The organism is Neomicrococcus aestuarii (assembly GCF_014201135.1).
Taxonomy (GTDB): Bacteria; Actinomycetota; Actinomycetes; order Actinomycetales; family Micrococcaceae; genus Neomicrococcus; species Neomicrococcus aestuarii.
Genome location: NZ_JACHDR010000001.1, coordinates 2,586,453 through 2,605,969 on the forward strand (window position 1 = coordinate 2,586,453; position 19,517 = coordinate 2,605,969).

13 protein-coding genes are annotated in these 19,517 nt (G+C 57.9%); 9 read left to right on the forward strand and 4 right to left on the reverse strand.

Annotated features, from left to right (window positions below; all coding sequences use genetic code 11):
* Together HD598_RS11910 and secA are read left to right on the forward strand one after the other, a co-directional pair.
* The gene (locus HD598_RS11910) at window positions 1–1,242 is read left to right on the forward strand and encodes a winged helix-turn-helix domain-containing protein (RefSeq protein ID WP_221244640.1); all 1,242 of its coding nucleotides are present in this window, start codon (window positions 1–3) and stop codon (window positions 1,240–1,242) included.
* Between the two features lie 84 nt (window positions 1,243–1,326).
* The gene (gene secA / locus HD598_RS11915) at window positions 1,327–4,080 is read left to right on the forward strand and encodes a preprotein translocase subunit SecA (protein ID WP_183666138.1); all 2,754 of its coding nucleotides are present in this window, start codon (window positions 1,327–1,329) and stop codon (window positions 4,078–4,080) included.
* 32 nt (window positions 4,081–4,112) lie between these two features.
* Here the strand turns inward: secA and HD598_RS11920 are convergent, their stop codons facing one another.
* Window positions 4,113–4,724: an Rv3235 family protein gene (locus tag HD598_RS11920; RefSeq protein ID WP_071893164.1), complete on the reverse strand. Its 612-nt coding sequence runs from the start codon at window positions 4,722–4,724 to the stop codon at window positions 4,113–4,115.
* Window positions 4,725–4,753: 29 nt separating this feature from the next.
* Window positions 4,754–5,641, reverse strand: coding sequence for a LysM peptidoglycan-binding domain-containing protein (locus HD598_RS11925; protein ID WP_183666140.1), 888 nt, complete (start codon window positions 5,639–5,641; stop codon window positions 4,754–4,756).
* A gap of 111 nt (window positions 5,642–5,752) precedes the next feature.
* Between HD598_RS11925 and HD598_RS11930 the strand changes: the two genes are divergently transcribed.
* From HD598_RS11930 to HD598_RS11950, 5 genes are all read left to right on the forward strand, one after another.
* Window positions 5,753–6,325, forward strand: a complete 573-nt coding sequence (locus HD598_RS11930; RefSeq protein WP_183666142.1) for a hypothetical protein — start codon at window positions 5,753–5,755, stop codon at window positions 6,323–6,325.
* 261 nt (window positions 6,326–6,586) lie between these two features.
* Window positions 6,587–7,126 (forward strand): hypothetical protein, encoded by a 540-nt coding sequence (locus tag HD598_RS11935; RefSeq protein WP_183666144.1) that lies wholly within the window; start codon window positions 6,587–6,589, stop codon window positions 7,124–7,126.
* Complete coding sequence (locus tag HD598_RS11940; RefSeq protein ID WP_183666146.1) at window positions 7,123–8,469, forward strand: AAA family ATPase; 1,347 nt, start codon at window positions 7,123–7,125, stop codon at window positions 8,467–8,469. The genes HD598_RS11935 and HD598_RS11940 overlap by 4 nt, the downstream gene beginning before the upstream one ends.
* A gap of 54 nt (window positions 8,470–8,523) precedes the next feature.
* Entirely contained in the window at window positions 8,524–13,356 is a 4,833-nt protein-coding gene (locus HD598_RS11945; RefSeq protein ID WP_183666147.1) for an NAD-glutamate dehydrogenase, read from the forward strand.
* A 12-nt stretch (window positions 13,357–13,368) separates the two neighbouring features.
* Window positions 13,369–14,835: a sensor histidine kinase gene (locus tag HD598_RS11950; protein WP_183666149.1), complete on the forward strand. Its 1,467-nt coding sequence runs from the start codon at window positions 13,369–13,371 to the stop codon at window positions 14,833–14,835.
* 78 nt (window positions 14,836–14,913) lie between these two features.
* Here HD598_RS11950 and HD598_RS11955 read toward each other — a convergent pair whose 3' ends face one another.
* The gene (locus HD598_RS11955; RefSeq protein WP_183666151.1) at window positions 14,914–16,314 is read right to left on the reverse strand and encodes a LysM peptidoglycan-binding domain-containing protein; all 1,401 of its coding nucleotides are present in this window, start codon (window positions 16,312–16,314) and stop codon (window positions 14,914–14,916) included.
* A 202-nt stretch (window positions 16,315–16,516) separates the two neighbouring features.
* On the opposite strand from HD598_RS11955, the gene HD598_RS11960 reads away from it, so the two are divergent.
* Window positions 16,517–16,870, forward strand: a complete 354-nt coding sequence (locus HD598_RS11960) for an Rv2175c family DNA-binding protein (protein ID WP_183666153.1) — start codon at window positions 16,517–16,519, stop codon at window positions 16,868–16,870.
* Between the two features lie 74 nt (window positions 16,871–16,944).
* Here the strand turns inward: HD598_RS11960 and HD598_RS11965 are convergent, their stop codons facing one another.
* Entirely contained in the window at window positions 16,945–18,018 is a 1,074-nt protein-coding gene (locus tag HD598_RS11965) for a polyprenyl synthetase family protein (protein WP_311539031.1), read from the reverse strand.
* A 100-nt stretch (window positions 18,019–18,118) separates the two neighbouring features.
* Here HD598_RS11965 and dinB point away from each other — a divergent pair, with 100 nt between their 5' ends.
* Window positions 18,119–19,363 (forward strand): DNA polymerase IV, encoded by a 1,245-nt coding sequence (gene dinB / locus HD598_RS11970; RefSeq protein WP_183666155.1) that lies wholly within the window; start codon window positions 18,119–18,121, stop codon window positions 19,361–19,363.
* Window positions 19,364–19,517 lie beyond the last annotated feature (154 nt).

The following is a 19,517-nucleotide window of genomic DNA, read 5'->3' on the forward strand; positions in this document are numbered from 1 at the left end:
TTGACCTCACCGGTAATCCCTGTGCCGCTAGCGCGACGAATCGCGTTAGCGGCACAGGGCCTTTCCCAAGAACGAATCAGCGCCCCAGCTTCCTCCCGAAGCCTGGGGCGCGAATTTCGTCGAATCCAATTGCTTCAAATCGATTCAGTCAACGTCCTGACGCGATCCCACTACTTGCCGATGTTTTCCCGAGTCGGAAATTACAGCGTGGCGGACTTCGACTCGATGTCCGCGAAGGCGCCGCGATCCATGATCGAGTACTGGGCACACGAGGCAAGCTACATCCGGCCAGAACACTTCCACGACCTGCGCCGTCTTCAATACCGGCGGTGGGTCAGCAGCCACCAGTTTGATCCCCAAGATCTCCTCATTGCCGAAGAAGCTGTCCTCAAGGTTCTTTCTAGCTCAGGTCCGAAGACGAATCGCGAAATAGAACTGGAACTTTCCCATCTGATTCCGCCGCGTGACCCCTCCGCGCCCAAGGAATGGGGATGGAACTGGTCAACCATCAAGCGCGCCTTAGAGATCCTCTTCGAGCGCGGCTTAGTCTCGAGCGCGGGACGAAACTCCAGCTTCGAACGTCGTTATGCGCTCACCGCCAACGTTTTGCCGCCAAGTGTCCGTGCCGGTTTCGTTCCAGAGATTACTGACGATCCGGAAGACGACGACGACGCGTTGCGTCGGTTGCTCTTAGCGGCAGCGCAAGCCTTGGGTATCGGGACAAACCGACACCTCGCCGACTATTTCCGGATCCGCCACTCGCGAGTGCAACCCATCCTGGACCGTATGGTTGCGGACGGAACGCTAGCCAGCGTCGTCGTACCGGCGTGGAAAGAGCCCGCCTACCTTCACCCGGACGCAAAGAGACCACGGCAAGCAAAGGGAAGAGCGCTGCTGAGTCCCTTTGATTCCATGGTTTTTGAGCGGCACCGCCTTGAATCCCTCTTTGGCATGCGGTACCGACTGGAAATCTATACGCCGGAACCCAAACGCCACTACGGGTACTACGTGCTTCCGTTCTTGCTCCGTGATCAGATGGTGGCTCGGGTGGATCTAAAAGCTGACCGTGCGGCCGGCAGACTCCTGGTGCAGGCCTCGCATGCAGAGGCGAACGCTACGGATGATACGGCGACCGAACTCGCCGCAGAGCTCGAACTGCTCGCCGAATGGCTGAAGCTGAGTACTGTGGAAGTTGTTCCCCGCGGGGATCTTGCAGCGGCTGTCTCTCACGCTTTGAGCTAACTCTGCGGAAGCTTGCACGGGGCAGAGAGCTTGCTCCCGTAGACTAGGACAGCCGAAAACACCCACCCGAACAGGAGTTGCCACGTGGCATCACTGCTAGAACGCGTCTTGCGGACCGGCGATAAGAAGATTCTTCGCACGCTGCGAGGCTACGCGGACGCCATCAACGTCCTCGAAGACGAGTTCAAGTCGTTGACGGACGCCGAATTGCGCGCCGAGACTGACAAGTTCAAGCAGCGTTACATCGACGGTGAGTCGCTCGACATCATGCTGCCGGAAGCGTTCGCCGCAGTCCGCGAAGCCGCTGACCGCACGCTGGGCATGCGCCACTTCGATGTGCAGATGATGGGCGGCGCCGCTCTTCACTTGGGCAACATCGCCGAAATGAAGACCGGTGAAGGAAAGACCCTCGTTGCTACGAGCCCGTCCTACCTCAACGCCATCACGGGTAAGGGTGTCCACGTGGTCACCACGAACGACTACCTGGCGCAGTACCAGTCAGATCTGATGGGTCGCGTCCACCGCTTCTTGGGAATCCAGACCGGTTGCATCCTGTCCCACATGGATCCTGCGCAGCGCCGCGAGCAGTACAACGCGGACATCACCTACGGTACGAACAACGAATTCGGCTTCGACTACCTGCGCGACAACATGGCATGGTCCCGTGACGAATTGGTTCAGCGCGGCCACTACTTCGCGATCGTTGACGAAGTTGACTCGATCCTCATTGACGAGGCCCGTACGCCGCTGATCATCTCCGGTCAGGCTTCGGGCGATGTGCATCGCTGGTTCGCAGAGTTTGCGCGCGTCGTGCAGAAGATGACCCTCGGTAAGGACTACGAGGTCGACGAAAAGAAGCGCACCGTTGGCATCTTGGAGCCGGGTATTGAGCGCGTTGAAGACCACTTGGGCATCGACAACCTCTACGAATCCCAGAACACCCCGCTGATTGGCTTCCTCAACAACGCCATCAAGGCCAAGGAACTGTTCAAGAAGGACAAGGACTACGTCGTCATGAACGGCGAAGTCATGATTGTTGACGAGCACACCGGACGTACGCTGTCCGGCCGCCGCTACAACGAAGGCGTGCACCAGGCGATCGAGGCCAAAGAAGGCGTCGAGATCAAGCCCGAAAACCAAACGCTGGCAACGGTTACGCTGCAGAACTACTTCCGTCTTTACGACAAGCTCTCCGGTATGACCGGTACGGCACAGACCGAAGCCGCCGAATTCATGAGCACGTACGAGCTCGGCGTGGTGGAAATTCCTACTAACCGCGGCATGCAGCGCGAAGACAAAGCCGACCTCATCTACAAGAATGAGATTGCCAAGTTTGACGCGGTTGTGGTGGACATCGTGGAGCGCCACAAGAACGGCCAGCCGGTCCTCGTGGGTACCACCTCGGTGGAAAAGAGCGAATACCTCTCCCGCAAGCTCGCGCAGGCTGGCGTTCGCCACGAAGTGCTTAACGCAAAGCAGCACGCTCGTGAAGCCGCCATTGTGGCCCAAGCCGGTAAGCGTGGCGCAGTGACTGTTGCCACCAACATGGCTGGTCGCGGTACGGACATCATGCTGGGCGGAAACGCCGAATTCATGGCCGTCGCTGAAATGGAACGTCGCGGCCTGGACGCCGCGGATAACCCAGAAGAGTACGAGCTCGTGTGGGACAGCGTCTACGAAGCCGCAAAGGCTGAAGTAGACCGCGAAGGTGACAGCATCCGCGAACTCGGTGGCCTGTACGTTTTGGGTACCGAGCGTCACGAATCCCGTCGCATCGATAACCAGTTGCGCGGACGTTCGGGACGTCAGGGCGACCCCGGCGAATCTCGCTTCTACTTGTCCATGACGGATGAACTGATGCGCCGCTTCAACGCGAAGCCCGCACAGGCCATCATGAACAACCCCTCGATGCCAGATGACATGGCGCTCGAATCCAAGATGGTCTCTCGAGTTATCGAGTCCGCTCAGGCGCAGGTTGAAGCGGTCAACGCTGAACAGCGTAAGAACGTTCTCAAGTATGACGACGTCATGAACCGCCAGCGCGAAGCGATCTACGGTGACCGCCGTCAGATCCTCGAAGGAACTGACCTTCGCAGCCGCGTACTCGAATTCATTGAGGACGCCATTGGCGCGATCGTGAACGAGCAGACCGCCACCGGTCACGGCGACTCGTGGGATCTGGACAAACTGTGGGCTGACCTCAAGAACCTCTACCCGGTCTCAATTACGGTTGACGAAGTGGTGGAAGAGGCTGGAAGCCGTGCACGCTTGACTCCAGAGTTCCTCATCAAGGAACTATCCTCCGATGCCAAGGTGCAGTACGAAGAGCGGGAACAGGCAGTTGGCGCAGATAACATGCGCGAGCTAGAACGCCGAGTCATCCTCTCTACCATCGGTACCAAGTGGCAAGAGCACCTGTACGAGATGGATTACCTCAAAGAAGGCATTGGCCTTCGAGCCATGGCCCAGCGTGATCCACTGGTGGAGTACCAGCGTGAAGGATTTACGCTCTTCCAGACCATGATGGAATCCATCCGTGAAGAGAGCGTGAACTACCTCTTCAATCTGAAGGTAGAACGTCAGCAGCCAGCACCCGTGAATCTTCCCGGTATCCGGGACGCACGCGTTCTTACTGAATCGGCGCCGCTATCCACACCAGGCCTGAACGCCCCAGCACGACCAGCCACCTTGCGCTACACCGCACCGACTGAAGACGGCGACGCGGAAGAAGTCGAAGAGGTCAACGTTCTTGAAGGCGCAGAAGAGGCCTTCAACGAAGCCCCTAGCAAGTCGGAATCTGCACCTAAGCAAGGCCGCCGGGCTCGTAAGAACAGCTAGCACCACAGTGCAGTCCTAGAACAATTGGCGTGTCACCCCACTTCGTAGTGGGTGACACGCCAATTGTTTCTGTGGAACTCGACGCGCATAGCGATCGGCCGAACGCGTTCTTGATCCTGAATGATCGCCACAGCCTCAAACACGCGATCGCTGATATTGCACACGCGCACGGAACGCACATGCGCAATCCTTGACGGTTTCCGTCCTTCAGCCGTGCGGAGGGTATGGACGCGCGATCCCATCGGAGAGCTGGTGGATGCCAAGAGCTCTGCGCGGCGCTTGAGCTTTTCAAAGACTGCGGCGGAGACGAAGCGTTGGAGTTGCGTCATGCTTCGTTGGCCGGCCACCGCCTCTAAAGAGGCAATGCTGACGAACGTCACCAAATGAGACACAATGTCGGTGGCCTCATGCCGCTGAGTTTTGCCTAGCTGCGTGCTCTTTGTTTCAAAGTCTGCAATCTCTAGGTCACGTGATGCAGGGGCGCCCTCTGGCTCTGCGCCTTGGCCATCAATCGCCGGAAAACTTCTACGCTGCGGCAAATGGATCACGTTATTGCGCGAGCTCTCCGGGCGCTTCAGCGACGTGGCCGATCGGGCAAATGAGTGGTCTAGGTAATCGAAGGTTTCGTGGGTGGAAAGTGCCATGACGTGCTCCTAAGAATTAGTGGGGTTACTCAGAAATTGGGGTTGATGAGGACGGTGCCAGGCACAATCACGTGGGGATTCTCGCCGATCACGGCACGGTTTCGTTCGTACCACTTGGGCCAAGCGGCATGGATTTCAGAGCTCGTGGCCTGAGGACCTAGGTGTTCGGACACAATCGCCCATAGTGAGTCACCGTTCTTCACGGTGATCTCTTGATGATCTGCGGTGCTCTGCCGCTGACCACTCGAGAGGACGCTCGTGAGGTGCTGAGCGGGAATCCCGCGCATGCTTTCGCGTTCTTTCGCCTCGTGCTTCTTCGCTACATGTTCATTCACCTCGTGCTGCACAGGTGTTGATGACGTCTCGGCGGAGATGCCTGGAGTGGGGGACTGTTCTGCTTGTGGCACCGCCCGCTCGGCTTTACTGGGAGCGGCCGGTGGTGAGGCCGGACCGGTTTCAACGGTGATGGATTGGCTGACGAACGCGGGGCTTGGCACCTCTTGAGTAGAAGAGGAGTTCTCGGCAAAAGCGCCCGGCGCCGCCAAAAGCGAGACGCCGAAGACAAGCGCCAGAAGCGATCTCATGAAGCGCGGCGTGTAACTCGCTGTCCTTTGAGAGACCGAGTGCAAACCTCTCCGGGCAGCTAGCACCGAAACGGTTCCGAAGAGGGCGCCCACGGCAAGCCACGTGAGAATCGCCAGACCGGCCGTCCCGCACGCAAGCCCCACAACGAACTCAACGTCTTTGAGCGAGACGTAAGCTGCGGCGTCGTGCTGGGAAAAAATGCCGCTCAAACGCGCTCCCGCAAGGGTCAGCTGACTGTGGCCGACTACCAGGAAGAAGCCGCCGAGAAGAAGAAATGAAATCAGGGTGAGGAGATCGTGCACATGCCGTCGCATCATCTGTAGTCCAATCATGCAATTTGATATCATTTGGTGCTTTCAAGTTGAGATTAGCAACTTTGACGCACTTTTATCAAGGGTTATAAAAGTCAGTGGATTTCCGATGAGTCCGCTACGCTGTGGTTTATGCGGTGGGAGTCCCTCTTTATTGACCTAGAAGCGCAACTTGCCGGCGAAGAACGTCGCAACCGAGCGTCCGAGATTCAGGACATGATTCGAGTTCAGCGATCGCGGATTCGGCTGGTGGACCGGCTCGAAGGGCATATCGGGCAATCGCTGATCCTGCGCCTGATCAACAGCGATCAAGAGCGCGGGGAGCTTCGAATTGTGGGGGAGAACTGGATCAGCTTGCGGCAAGGGCGTAGCGAACTGGTGGTGCCGCTCGGTTCTGTCAGCGCCATTTCCGAGCTCTCAACTCGAGCGCACTTGGAAACGGATCCTGCAAATCCACGACGCCGAATTAGCTTTGGAAGCGCCATGCGCGCGATTGCGCGGGACCGATCTGCCGTGGTGGCTCGCTTGCGCAGTTCACCCACAGACCGTCTGGAGGTATCCGGAACTCTCGCAGCCCCTGGCAAAGACTTCTTGGAAATCCTCGAACACCCTCGAGACGAATTCTCCCGGCATGGTGCGGTTTCTGGAGTCCTCGTAATGCCGTGGGAATCGCTTGTGAGTCTGCGCAGAGACGCTCAAGACTAAACGGCACCGCCACATCTGGAACAGGGCTACGTCAGGATTTCACCTAGTTTTCCACAGTGATTTACCGAAACGTCGCTCAAGTGCCCCGAACCCTTAAGCTCGCCTTGGTGGATTTGAACAACATCCAGAAGCGAGGGTCAGGGGGATTCATTGACCGAGATCTCAGAGGTACCAACAGTAGGCAGGTTCAAGAGGCCGGGGTGGAAAGACGGGCGACTGATACTGGGGCTGCTTTTGGTGCTGGCATCCGTGGCAGGAATCGTGGCCCTCATTTCCGCGCTCGAACGCACGCAACCCATGTTGGTGCCCACCGCGAACATCACCCTGGGTGAAGAGCTGGACGCCTCAAAATTCACGGTCAAAGAAGTTCGGCTCGATGATCTGAGTGGCGCTTATGTGTCCTCGGATCATGCTTTCGAGCCCGGGACTCGGGCGGCGTCGCTCTTGCGCGAGGGTGAATTAGTCCCCGTGCACGCGTTAACGAGCACTCAAGATGAAGGCGCGAAGCCCGTCACCATCGATCTTGACCACACGTTGCCAGAAGCTGTGACGCCGGGCAGTCGAGTGGATATCTGGAGCGCCAAGAAGGCCGGGACGGGAAACACGTTCGATGTTCCGGAGTTGCTCCTTGATAGCTCCGAAGTCTCTGCGCTTCGTGTTTCGGATGCCAGTTTCTCAAGCGGCACCAAAGCTTCCATCGAAGTGATGGTCCCGGAGGAATCGCTTCAGGATCTGCTGGAAGCGCTGGCCAATGAATCCCGATTAACGGTCATTCACGACACCTCGAGCGCCACGTCATGAGGGTTTCGCTTGCCGTCTGGGGCGACGGAGACGACTGGACGCAGCGAATAGAACAGCTCCACAGCGACGTCACTGTGGTTCGTCAATGCGTGGATCTTCCAGAGGCCGTGTCTTTGGCCGATTCCGGCTTGATCGACGCGACCTTGTTGACGGGTTCGTGGGAGGACGTTGACGCCGAACTCATTGACGCTCTGCTGGCGGCGGGCACAGCGGTGATTGCGCTCGTTGCTGATGCAGACGTGAGTGCTCGATTGAGGTCGCTCGGGGTGGCCATTGAGAACCCACTCGCCGATCCACAGTCGGTGGCGGACCTCATTGAGCTCCAAACCATGGCAGCGAGCCCACGCGCGCGCTCCAGTTTTCCATCGCGTCCTGATAACGCCAGCACGTCCGCACGGCCGTCACATCGTTCCACACCGTTGGCCGAACGGCCGGGGGAGACCGAGGATTCACAGTACGACGACGCAGCTTCCGAGCGCGCGGAGGTTGTAGTTGTCTGGGGTCCACAGGGTGCGCCAGGAACGACAACGGTTGCGGTGAATTTCGCGGCTGAGGCGGCTGCTCAGGGACGCCGAGTGGCGTTGATTGACGCGGACACCTATGGTGCGGCGGTTGCTTCCCATCTGGGGCTCTTCGACGAGGCTGCAGGCGTGGGAATCCTGTGCCGTCTGGCCGACGAGGCAACTCCAGCGTCCCGGTTGATGGAGCGGGCGCTGGTCCGAGTGAGCCTTGCTGGGGTCAACCTTTTGGTGGCGACGGGCCTTCCTCGATCCTCACGGTGGCCCGAAATTCGGCCGCAATCACTCATGCGAGCCATCAAAGAGCTCCGGCACGAACTCGACCTCATTGTGGTGGACGTTGCCTCCCCGCTAGAGACGGACGAAGACCTGAGTTTTGATACCACTGCACCGCAACGCAACGCAGTGGCCGCGGAGCTCGTCAAACAAGCCGACCGTGTCATAGCGGTGGGACGCAGCGACGCGGTGGGAATTCCTCGGATGGTCAAGGCCGTGGATGAGATTCTCACGCGGACGCCGGAAGCAAACCTCGAGGTGTACTTCAACAAAGTGCGTGCCGCTGCCGTTGGCCCCACACCGGAGACTCAGATTGCAGAGTCCTGGGAACGGTTTGGGCCCAAGATTTCAATCTCCGGATTCTTGCCTTTTGACGGGCACGCAGCGGATACGGCGTTGCTGTCCGGCACGGCTCTCATTGAGTCCGCGCCTAAGAGCAGCCTCCGAAAAGCCATCGTAAAGCTGTTGGGTGACCGAGATCTCCCACAAAGGCCAAAAATTGTTCGACAATCTCGGCGTTTGGCCACCTTTGGGCGCCGAAAAGGCTAGGCTGGTGTGAGCTGAGCCGCAACGTCGCGGCAAACCGATTACCGGAGGATTACTGTGTCCGAACATGGCACGTCATCAGTTGAGCCAACGCTTTCTAAGTTCCACACCCCGGAACTTGAAGCCGCTTATTTCCTACACGTACCGGAGGTTGCGGAGGAGGACAACGACCCGCATCTCCATCGAGTACTAGAGAGCCACTTAGCTCTCGGGAACACGCGAGCGCCAAAAACTCCACAAATCGGTGTCACGAATCTTGGAGCCTCCACTCTGGTCCAGGTCGTCACGGACGACATGCCCTTCTTGGTGGACTCCGTGACCGGTGCGCTGACCGCCATGAAGCTCGGTATAGAGCGCGTCATTCACCCCACTTTCGCGGTACGCCGAGACAATCACACCCACGAACTCGTGGGAATCAATACCGTGCGAACCGCAACTCCACTCTCCAGCGGAGACACAGCAGCTTTACCCGTGCTCTCCGGACTTGTCGCTTCACCAGATGAGTCCATCGGCGTTGAATCTTGGATCTCGATCGAGCTTGAAGGGCAGCTCTCCGAAGATCAGCAGCGCGAAGTCCAGAACTCCCTTGAACGGTCCCTCGGCGATGTACGCGCGGCCGTCGAGGACTGGAGCGCCATGCGAGATCGCATGCGCAGCATCACCGAAGAAATCTCGTGGTACCCGTTCGCCTCCGAAATTGATGATCTAGCAGTGTCTACAGATCTCTTGAAGTGGCTAGCGGATGACAACTTCACGTTCTTGGGATATCGCGAATATCAACTGATCAACGAGGACGGCGTCGATGCATTGCGGCCGCTTCCTGAATCAGGTCTAGGCCTGCTTCGCCGAGTACCCGAGCAGAAGGTTCAACACTTGACCGACTCGGGCCGGAAGAAAGCTCGCGAGCGGAAAACGCTGGTTATTACCAAGGCCAACTCCCGGTCCACCGTGCACCGTTCGGTGTACTTGGACTACATCGGCATCAAGTCATTCGGTCCAGATGGTCGTGTGGTGGGGGAGCGCCGCTTCATCGGCCTCTTCGCCTCGAGCGCGTACATCAGCTCCGTCATAAACATTCCGTTGGTGCGGGACAAGGTCAAGCGAGTGCTCCAGAGCTCCGGGTTTGCACGAAACTCGCACTCGGGCAAAGACCTCTTGACCATTCTTGAGACCTATCCGCGTGATGAGCTCTTCCAAATGAGCGACGAGGAACTCAAATCAACCTCCCATAGAATTCTGGGTCTTCAGGAACGACGCCGCACCAGCCTCATCCTGCGACAAGACGTCTACGGACGCTTTGTCTCCGCTGTCATCTTCTTCCCCCGAGATCGATACACCACCTCGGTGCGTCTTCGTGTGGAAGACGAACTCCAAAAGGCCTTCAACGGCGAATCGATGGACTTCGAAGCGAGACTCACGGAGTCTGCGCTTGTCCGCCTCTTCTACCGCATTCGGTTGCCGCGCGACAGCCAGTCCTCTCGCATTGACGAACGTGAGCTGGAAGCCAAGATTGCTCGGGCCGTTCGGTCGTGGCAAGACGGAGTGAGCCAGGTTCTGGCCGAGAATCTTCCAGATGCGGATGCCCCTGAGGCGTCTCGTTTGTGGCGGGATGCTTTCCCTACCGCGTACAAGGTCAACTTCGAAGTCGAAGATGCCCTGACGGACATTGTTCGGTTCGAACAGCTGGAATCGCCGGACAACGGTGACCCGATTCTTTCGGTGTATCGGCCAGAGCCCACACAAGAGCATCCAACGACCTCCACGCGCGTGAAACTCTACTTGGACCGACCGCAATCGCTCACCCACTTGCTGCCGATCTTCCAGAATTTCGGCATTGAGGTTGTTGACGAACGGCCGTACGAATTCAAGCGGTCGGACAACACCGAATTTCACATGTATGACCTCGGCGTTCGCGTCCCCGAGTCCATTGACCTTGACTCGGTAACCGGTTTGCTGGAATCCGCATTCGTTGCGGTCAGTACCGGACTGTCGGAATCGGATCAGCTCAACCGTTTGGTCCTGGCTCATCACATCGAGTGGCGAGACGTTTCCATACTCCGCGCATACGCCAAGTACTTGCGTCAGCTGGGTGTCACGAATACCTATGGCTTCATCGCCCAAGCGTTTGATGCCAACCCTGACGTCACCAAGTCACTCATTGCCCTATTCCACGCACTCTTTGATCCTGAGCTCTCTGAAGCGGACCGGACGCCAGCTGTAGAGTCTGCCCGTGAGAAGCTTGCCGACGCTTTGCAACACGTGCCAACCCTCGACGCTGACCGGATCTTGCGACGCTTCGTTGACGTCATTGAAGCGACCCAACGCACCAACTTCTTCCAAGGAAGCTCGAGCCTGTCATTCAAGATTGCTCCACACGAACTTGAAGAAGCACCATTCCCGCGGCCCAAGCATGAGATCTGGGTCTACGCCCCTAGCGTTGAAGGAACGCACTTGCGCTTCGGAGACGTTGCACGTGGCGGACTACGCTGGTCCGACCGCGCGGAAGATTTCCGCACTGAAGTCTTGGGGCTGGTGAAGGCACAGCTGGTCAAGAACGCAGTGATTGTTCCTACCGGAGCCAAGGGCGGATTCTTTGCCAAGAAGCTGCCTAACCCGGCCGTCGATCGTCAAGCCTGGATGGAAGCGGGCAAGGACGCCTACCGGATCTTTATCCGCTCCTTGCTGGATATCACTGACAACTTGGTCACCGTTGACGGCGAAGAACGAGTGCAGCCTCCACAAAACGTGGTGCGTCGAGACGGCGATGACACCTACTTGGTAGTGGCCGCAGACAAGGGCACCGCGTCCTTCTCCGATATTGCCAACGCCATTTCCTTGGAAGTGGGCCACTGGCTCGGCGATGCCTTCGCCTCAGGCGGTTCCGTGGGCTATGACCACAAGGCCATGGGCATCACTGCTCGCGGCGCGTGGGAATCCGTGAAGCGTCACTTCTTTGAACTTGGCCTAGATACGCAAACCGAAGAATTCACGGTGGCAGGTATTGGCGACATGAGCGGAGACGTGTTCGGTAACGGCATGTTGCGCTCGCAGACCATGAAGCTCGTGGCAGCCTTCGACCACCGGCACATCTTCCTGGATCCGAATCCTGACGCTGCTGCTAGCTTCGCGGAGCGTGAACGACTCTTCGCGCTTCCTCGCTCAAGCTGGGACGACTACAACCGGGAACTCATCAGCGCCGGCGGTGGCGTGTTCGCCCGCGACGTGAAGTCCGTACCGGTGAGCGCCGAAGTTCGTGAGGTGCTGGGGCTGGGCGACTCCGTCCAGCAACTTTCCCCACCAGAACTCTTGAGTGCGATCCTCAAAGCCCCGGTTGATCTTTTGTACAACGGCGGCGTGGGCACGTACATCAAGGCATCCACCGAGACCCACACGCAAGTGGGTGACCGTTCCAACGACGCCATCCGCATCGACGGCGCCGAGGTACGCGCACGCGTCATTGGCGAAGGTGGAAACCTTGGTATGACGCAGCTTGGACGCATCGAAGCTGCACTCAACGGCGTCATACTCAACACCGACGCCATCGACAACTCAGCAGGCGTTGACTGCTCTGACCACGAAGTGAACATCAAGATCCTGGTGGATCGCATGGTTCGCGCCGGTGAACTGCCAGAAAGCGAACGCACCGAATTCTTGATGTCCATGACGGACAACGTGGGCGACATGGTTCTCGAGAACAACGTGGCCCAGAACGTCGCGTTGCTCAACGACAAGTTCCGGCTCAAGATCTGGAGCCCTAGCTTCGAACGCTTCTTGGACTACCTCGAAACGCACGCAGATCTCGATCGAAAGCTTGAGTTCCTGCCCAGCAATCAGGAGCTCGAAGTGCGGCTTGATGAGGGTAAGACTCTCACCTCTCCGGAGCTTGCCGTCTTGTTGGCGTACTCGAAGATCCAGCTCACGAAGGATCTCGCGGACTCCACACTCGCAGATGACCCGTATTTCCAGGACACGCTCACGCGATACTTCCCCGACGCCATCGGGGAACGGTTTGGGGATCAGGTTCAAACGCATCCGCTGCGCAAAGAAATCATCTCCACCGTGGTCTCCAACGAGATCATAAACACTGGTGGAATTACCTTTGCGTTCCGCGCGCTTGAAGAAACGGGTGTTCCGGCGGCAGTTGTGGCCAGAAGCCACCTCGCCATCATGGACATCTTTGACCTGCGCGGACTCCTGGACGCCATCAACTCCCTCCCGGCGGGCTTCCCTCTAGAGGGTTGGTGGCAGCTCCACTTGACCATCCGTCGACTCCTAGACCGCTCGGTGCGTTGGTTCATCAACAACGTGGGCAGCGGCACGGACATTGCCTCTGACGTGGAACTGTTCCGCGACAAGGTGACGGAATTACGCGCTATCCTTCCCGAGCTTCTCCTCGAGCAAGATGTGGCACGAGTCAACGCCTTCGCAGACACCGCTCGCGAGTGGGGCGCCCCTGAAGAGGTTGCTGTTCGCTACGGCCAGCTCTTCGAAGAGTTCCCGCTCTTGGAGATCGCACGGCTTGCTCACCAGTCTGGCAAACCGGCGCGCTTGGTGGCGGAGGTCTACTTCCGCTTCTACGCAACCTTTGATGTGGACTCCATGCTGGATCGCATCACTACGTTGCCGCGAGAAGACCGCTGGCAGGCCCTGGCCCGAGCTGCCATGCGTGATGATCTGTACTCCACCGTCATCGATATGACGCGCTCCTCGCTGGAAGGTGAAGACGCACCGGTGGACGCAGAAGTCGCAATAAACGAGTGGCTGAGCGATCATGAGGAACAATTGGGTCGAGCAAAGCAGGTGTTTGAGGAAGTCAACGCCCTTGACCACGACGACATGGCGTCCTTGTCCGTGGCTTTGCGGGTTTTGCGTTCTATCGCTCGAAAGTAAGGAATGACGCGAATGGCCATATTCGCAAGTATCAGCGACTACGAGTCCTCTAACTCCGAAGATCAGGAGTGGATCCATCTTCTGGTGGGGGACTGGCAGATGGTTGCGGATTTGGCGTTCGCCGATCTGGTCCTCTGGTATCCAGTGGAGGATCAAAGCTATGTTGCTATCGCGCATGTGCGCCCCTCCACGACGGCCACCGTGTTCTACACGGACTTCGTGGGGGAGCGCATCCGGCGCGAGCTTCGCGGTCTCGTGGATCAGGCTTTCAACGCGAAAGATGTTCAGCGGGCCAGCGAAGATCACTGGACTACCGATTCTGCGATGCGCGTCGAGGCCATCCCTGTAACGCGTAATGGGCGCGCCATCGCGGTAATCACCATGCACATGGACTTGGGCAGTTCGCGAATGCCGTCTCGTCTGGAACTGGTGTACCGCCAGTGTGCCCAGGATTTGCTTCGTATGATTTCGCGAGGGCTCTGGCCTGATTTTGCGACCCCTACGGGAGCACGACGCGGCGCACCCCGCGTGGGTGACGGACTTGTCCGGCTAAATGCTGAGGGCGTGGTGGAGTATGCGAGCCCCAACGCCGTCTCCGCCTATCGCCGTCTCGGCGGAGCCGACCAAATTGAGGGCCGATCCCTCGCCGAAGTTACAGCCTCGGCCATGAAGGATCGCAGGCTGGTAGACGAATCGCTCCCGCTCGTGGTGACTGGAAAGATGCCGTGGCGCACGGAAGTCGAATCCGGGGGCGTGAATCTCTCCTTGCGAGCTATCCCTCTTCGGGATCACGACCGACGCTATGGAGCCCTAGTCTTGGTTCGAGATGTCAGCGAGCTGCGTCGTCGTGATCTAGAACTGATGTCCAAAGACGCAACCATCCGCGAAATCCACCACCGCGTCAAGAACAACCTGCAAACGGTAGCGGCACTGTTGCGCCTCCAATCTCGCCGTATGAACTCTGAAGAGGGCAAGCAGGGGCTTCAAGAAGCGATGCGACGCGTCTCCGCAATCGCACTGGTTCACGAGACCCTCTCCCAAGGACTCACCCAGAATGTGGTCTTTGATGAGCTCATCGACCGTCAGTTCAGGCTCGCGGCAGAGGTCGCCACACCTGATCGCAAGATCACCACCGAGCGTTCCGGTACCTTCGGATCCCTCTCAAGCGAACTTGCGACGCCGCTGTCGCTCGTCATTATTGAACTGGTCTCCAACGCGGTAGAGCACGGTCTCGCCACGGAAGGCGGCACCGTGTGGCTTGACGCGCAACGCAGCATCGAAGATGGCATGCAATTTGTCACCGTCAAAGTCAGCGACAACGGCGCCGGGCTCGGCGGCGAACAACCCACCGCGGGCCTCGGCCTCCAGATTGTGCAAACCCTGGTCTCCAACGACCTTCGCGGCGACATCACCTGGGAAGAGCGAAAGCCTAACGGAACCACCGTTACCCTGAAGTTCCAGGTGGGAGCGGTCGGTTAAAGTCGCAGGGGATCAGCGCGAACGCTGATCCCCACTGCTCAACACGTGAGCAACAATGCGGTTGAAAAGGTCTTCGGTTTAGAAGAACTGCGCGCGGTACGCTAGCACCTTGCTGACGTAAGAGCGCGTATCCGAGTACAGACCGTTCTTACGAACGGAGCCCGCGCCCTGGTAGTAAGCACCAATGCCCTGCTGCATCGTTGGCATGGTGCGCTGGAGGGAACGGATGATCGCGATACCGGCAGTCACGTTGTCTTGTGGGTTCAACAGATCCAGCTTGCGACCCACCAGATCAGACGCCCAAGCGCCAGACGAAGGAATCACCTGCATCACGCCAATGGCGTTTGCGGGGGAGACCGATGCGTGGTTGAAGCTGGACTCCTGCATAGCGTGGCCCAGAGCCAGCTGAGGCTCAACACCCATTGCGCGAGCCGTGCGGATGATCATGGCCTTCATCTCAGCCTTGGACGGAACACCACGAGACAACAGGATCTGCTTGTTGGTGTTCGCGGAGTTCACGGTGGAGCTGGAATAGGTGTATCCCAAGAAGGAACCGCCCACGAGCGTAGATCCCGTTGAGGAAATCGTAGGAATGACCAGTCGCTGTCCCACGCTCAAGAACGTCGAGGAAAGCTTGTTGGCGTTCATGATGGCATCAACTTGGCTGTTCATGCGGCGAGCGATCGAATCGAGCGAATCGCCACGAACCACCGTGTAGACCTTCGAGGATGCGGTGCTGGTAGCCGGCTTGGTCGTGCTGGTAGCAGGCTTCGTGGTGGTGGTTGTGGAGCCGCCCGCAGCGACAATGCGCTGACCCGGGTAGATCACGGACGTGGCCTTTAAATTGTTAGCAGTGAGCAACTTCTGAAGGGTGACGCCGAGCTTGCCCGCAATCTGAGAGAGCGTATCGCCGCGCTGCACGATGTACACGCGGGACGAAAAAGACGACGTGCTGGTAGCTGGCTTGGTCACGGTGGAGCCCGTTGAGGTGCTCGTGGAACCACCCGCAGTAACGAGTCGCTGACCCGGGTAAATGGTCGAAGTAACCTTCAAGTTATTCGCCGAGAGCAAGGCCTGAAGGCTGACGCCCAGGTGACGTGCGATCTGTGAAAGCGTGTCCCCGCGCTCCACGACGTAAGAACGTGAAGACGAGGTGGTGGTGGACTTCGCTGGCGTGCTGGTCTTGGTAGGAGTCTTTGTGGAGCTGGTGCCGGTCTTTCGGACAACAAGCTTCTGACCCGGGTAAATGTAGCTGCTTCCCTTCAGCCCATTCAGGGAAAGAACAGAGGAAACAGAGACCTTGTTAGCGGCGGCGATGTGTGAAACCGTATCTCCGCGCTTGACGGTAATGACGTCATCAGCCATTGCGCCTGTGGCGCCCGCAGAGGCCAGAAGCAGAGCGGAGACAGTCGTTCCGGAGGCGATGGCGACGCGCAGGGGCTGGCGCGCCGTGATCTTTTCAGATGGTACGGCAGACATATATTCCTCAAATTTGTCGCGGCAATTCAGAGTGAACGGTTGAATTGTTGGGACCGCGTGCGAGTATTTCAGCTAAGGATGAGGTGAATCTCATCTATAGCTAGTAAAAAATGTACCCGAAAATTCACTAGCATAAAACCCCTTTTAAGCTTGCGAATACGTTGATATCGCGTGTCGGATAATCCTGTGGCACCCTAGATGCGTGCAAGAACTAGAAAAAATCGTCGGAGAATGGCTTGCTCTTCCCGACGTTGCAGAGCTTCTGAACCTTCAACTACGGAAGGTTCATGGACTTCTCAGCGACCACCAAATTGTTGAAGCTCGAGTGGGTGAAAACAACATTCGAGCCGTCCCCGCCGCCTTCATCCAGGACGGGGAAGTAGTGGATTCGCTTCCTGGCACCATTTCGGTGCTGTTGGATTCCGGGTTCCAAGACGATGAAATTATCCGTTGGCTCTTTACCCCGGACGAGTCCCTACCGGGCACGCCTATCGAGGCGCTTCGTCAGGGTCGAAAGACGGAAATACGACGACGCGCGCAAGCGATGGCGTGGTAACTATCCGTTAATCGGGGCTAAAGATTCGCGGGGTGTGGGTCAGGTGATTTCACTTGGCTCGCACCCCGCGTTCCTTAGTTTGAGCGGTTAACGGCCGCTTCACCGATGATGCGGAGGGCTTGACGGGATTCCTCGGGGATATCAAGCTCAGCAAGTGCCTCGAAGGACTGTGTGGAGAGCTGCTCGATAGAGCGTTCAGTTGCTGCCAAGGCTCCGCAATCAACAAGTAGTTGGCTCATCTGCGCCACTTCTGCATCGCTCAGATCCGCCGCACCTAGGCGGGACTGAATGAAGGTGCGTTCCGATTCGGAGGACAGCTGGAGTCCGTGGGCAATAAGCTCCGTACGCTTTCCTTCTCGCAAATCATCGCCGCTGGGCTTGCCCGTGGTTGCCGGATCTCCGAAGACTCCCAGTACGTCATCCCGAAGCTGAAACGCCTCTCCTAAGGGCAGCGCAAACCGCGAATAACCTTCAAGTAGGTGTTGGTTTGCCCCCGCTAAAGATGCGCCCAAGAGAACAGGATTCTCGGCCGAGTATTTAGCGGATTTGTACCTCAGGATTGATCGAGCTCGGTCAAGGGCGCCAGCCGGATCCCACACGGGACCGGCGTTCTCTTCGAGTACATCAAGGTACTGGCCAGCCATCACTTGCAAGCGCATCTCATCAAAAATGATTCGAGTTTGGCGGGGAACGTTTCCAATAGTGCCGAAAAGTTGTTCACTCAAGGAAAGGCACAGATCTCCCGCCAGAATTGCTGCAGACTCACCGAATCGTTCTGCGTTCTTATGCCACTTCTCGCGTCGATGAATCGCCTCGAAACGACGGTGAATACTGGGATTTCCCCGCCTGGTGTCTGAAGCGTCAATAATGTCATCGTGAATCAGCGCTGCCGTTTGGAATAGCTCAATGGAACCTCCCAGCGCAACGATCGCGGCGTCGTCGTCCTGGCCGCCAGCACCCTTGAATCCCCAGTAAGCCAAGGACGCACGCAAGCGCTTGCCGCCAGTAGCCAATTCGGAAATGGAATCCATCAACTCCGTGGCGTGGGGGGATATTGCGGTGACAATGGTGCGCTGCTCACTCAGGAAGTCGGCTAATTGCTCGTTGAGGGCAGCGATGTACGTGGCGCTGGGGGATGAATCGGACACCCATACACTCTAGTCGTTTCGGCGCTAAGAAGGCTGAGCAACTTGGAAAATTCTAGAATGTATGTTCGATTTTGAGGTGGTGGGCGGATAGACTGTTTGCATGTCTATCGAGCAACCGAAAACCAGCGGTGGGCGCCAGCGGCCCTCTGCGGTGATCTTGCACGTGGATATGGACGCGTTCTTTGTGTCGGTGGAGATTCTGCACGATCCATCGCTGGCGAACCGACCAGTCATTGTGGCGCACGATTCCGACCGCTCCGTGGTGCTCTCGGCATCCTATGACTGTCGAGCCTTGGGGGTTCGTTCGGCTATGCCGATTTCGCGAGCCAAGCAACTTGCTCCTCATGCGCTGGTGGTTGAACCAAAGCACACTCTTTACTACGAGGCTTCGCATCGCGTGATGGACGCACTTCGTGAAATCACCCCGCTCGTGGAACAGGTCAGCGTTGACGAGGCATTTTTGGATGTCACGGGTTCCCTGCGGCGTTTAGGGCGGCCGCGCGAGATTGGGCAGCATGTTCGCGAGCTGATTTGGGAACGGTTGAGTTTGCCCTGCTCGGTGGGAATTGGGCCGAACAAGTTCGTCGCCAAGATGGCGTCCACCAGTTCAAAGCCGCAGGGACTTTTGGAAGTACCACCGCGCGACGTGGTGGCATTCCTGCATCCCAAGCCAATTCGCGCCCTGTGGGGAGTGGGACCGAAAACCGCAGAAACCTTGGAGCGAGTGGGAATCAAGACCGTCGCGGATCTCGCGCACACGCCTCGCGCCACTCTTTCCAAGTTGCTGGGTTCATCTGGTGCGCACTTGCATGACCTCGCGTGGGGGATCGACCAACGTGGCATTCAAACCGAGCGTGAAGAAAAGAGCATCGGGGCAGAAGAAACGTTCGCGAGTGACGTCTGGGACTTCGATTCCCTTGAAGTTGAGATACTCAAGCTGTCCCACAAGGTGGCGCGCCGACTCCGGAGTTCCTCCGCCGTTGCGCGAGGAGTGACCCTGAAAATCAAGTTTGAAGACTTCTCCACGATCACCCGCAGTGTCACCCTTGGATCGCCGAGCAACGCGGCAACAGTGGTGGCCCAAGCGGCTACCCAGCTTTTAAAGAATGAGCGTCCGCGACTGCGCGCCGTCAGGCTCATCGGCGTTCGGTGTGATCACCTTCAAGAGGACAGCGGGGAGCGTCAGTTCACCTTTGAACGAGCAGACAGTAATTGGCCCGCTCTGGACACCGTTGCGGACGCAATTGCGGAGAAATTCCCAGGCGTCAGCCCCCTGCCGGCAACACTCCTGAAATCCCCAGCGAAGGCACAGTCGCCGAGACTACCGCCCGAGCCTCCCAAGTGACTACAGTAGAAGTCCAAGTAGTTTCCGTAACGGGGAAGAAACGGGAACTACTTGGGAACAAAAAGCCTATGGAAGACGTTAGATCTCTTAACAGTTCCCGCCACATTTCTGGATGGGGTGTGAGACTGACATCGAAATAGTGGCCAAGAAAATT

Bases quoted from the DNA above. Each gene is read 5' to 3' on its own strand.
- HD598_RS11920 (WP_071893164.1), bottom strand. From the start codon at position 4,724: ATGGCACTTTCCACCCACGAAACCTTCGATTACCTAGACCACTCATTT.
- HD598_RS11925 (WP_183666140.1), bottom strand. From the start codon at position 5,641: ATGATTGGACTACAGATGATGCGACGGCATGTGCACGATCTCCTCACC.
- HD598_RS11930 (WP_183666142.1), top strand. From the start codon at position 5,753: ATGCGGTGGGAGTCCCTCTTTATTGACCTAGAAGCGCAACTTGCCGGC.
- HD598_RS11940 (WP_183666146.1), top strand. From the start codon at position 7,123: ATGAGGGTTTCGCTTGCCGTCTGGGGCGACGGAGACGACTGGACGCAG.
- HD598_RS11950 (WP_183666149.1), top strand. From the start codon at position 13,369: ATGGCCATATTCGCAAGTATCAGCGACTACGAGTCCTCTAACTCCGAA.
- HD598_RS11955 (WP_183666151.1), bottom strand. From the start codon at position 16,314: ATGTCTGCCGTACCATCTGAAAAGATCACGGCGCGCCAGCCCCTGCGC.
- dinB (WP_183666155.1), top strand. From the start codon at position 18,119: ATGTCTATCGAGCAACCGAAAACCAGCGGTGGGCGCCAGCGGCCCTCT.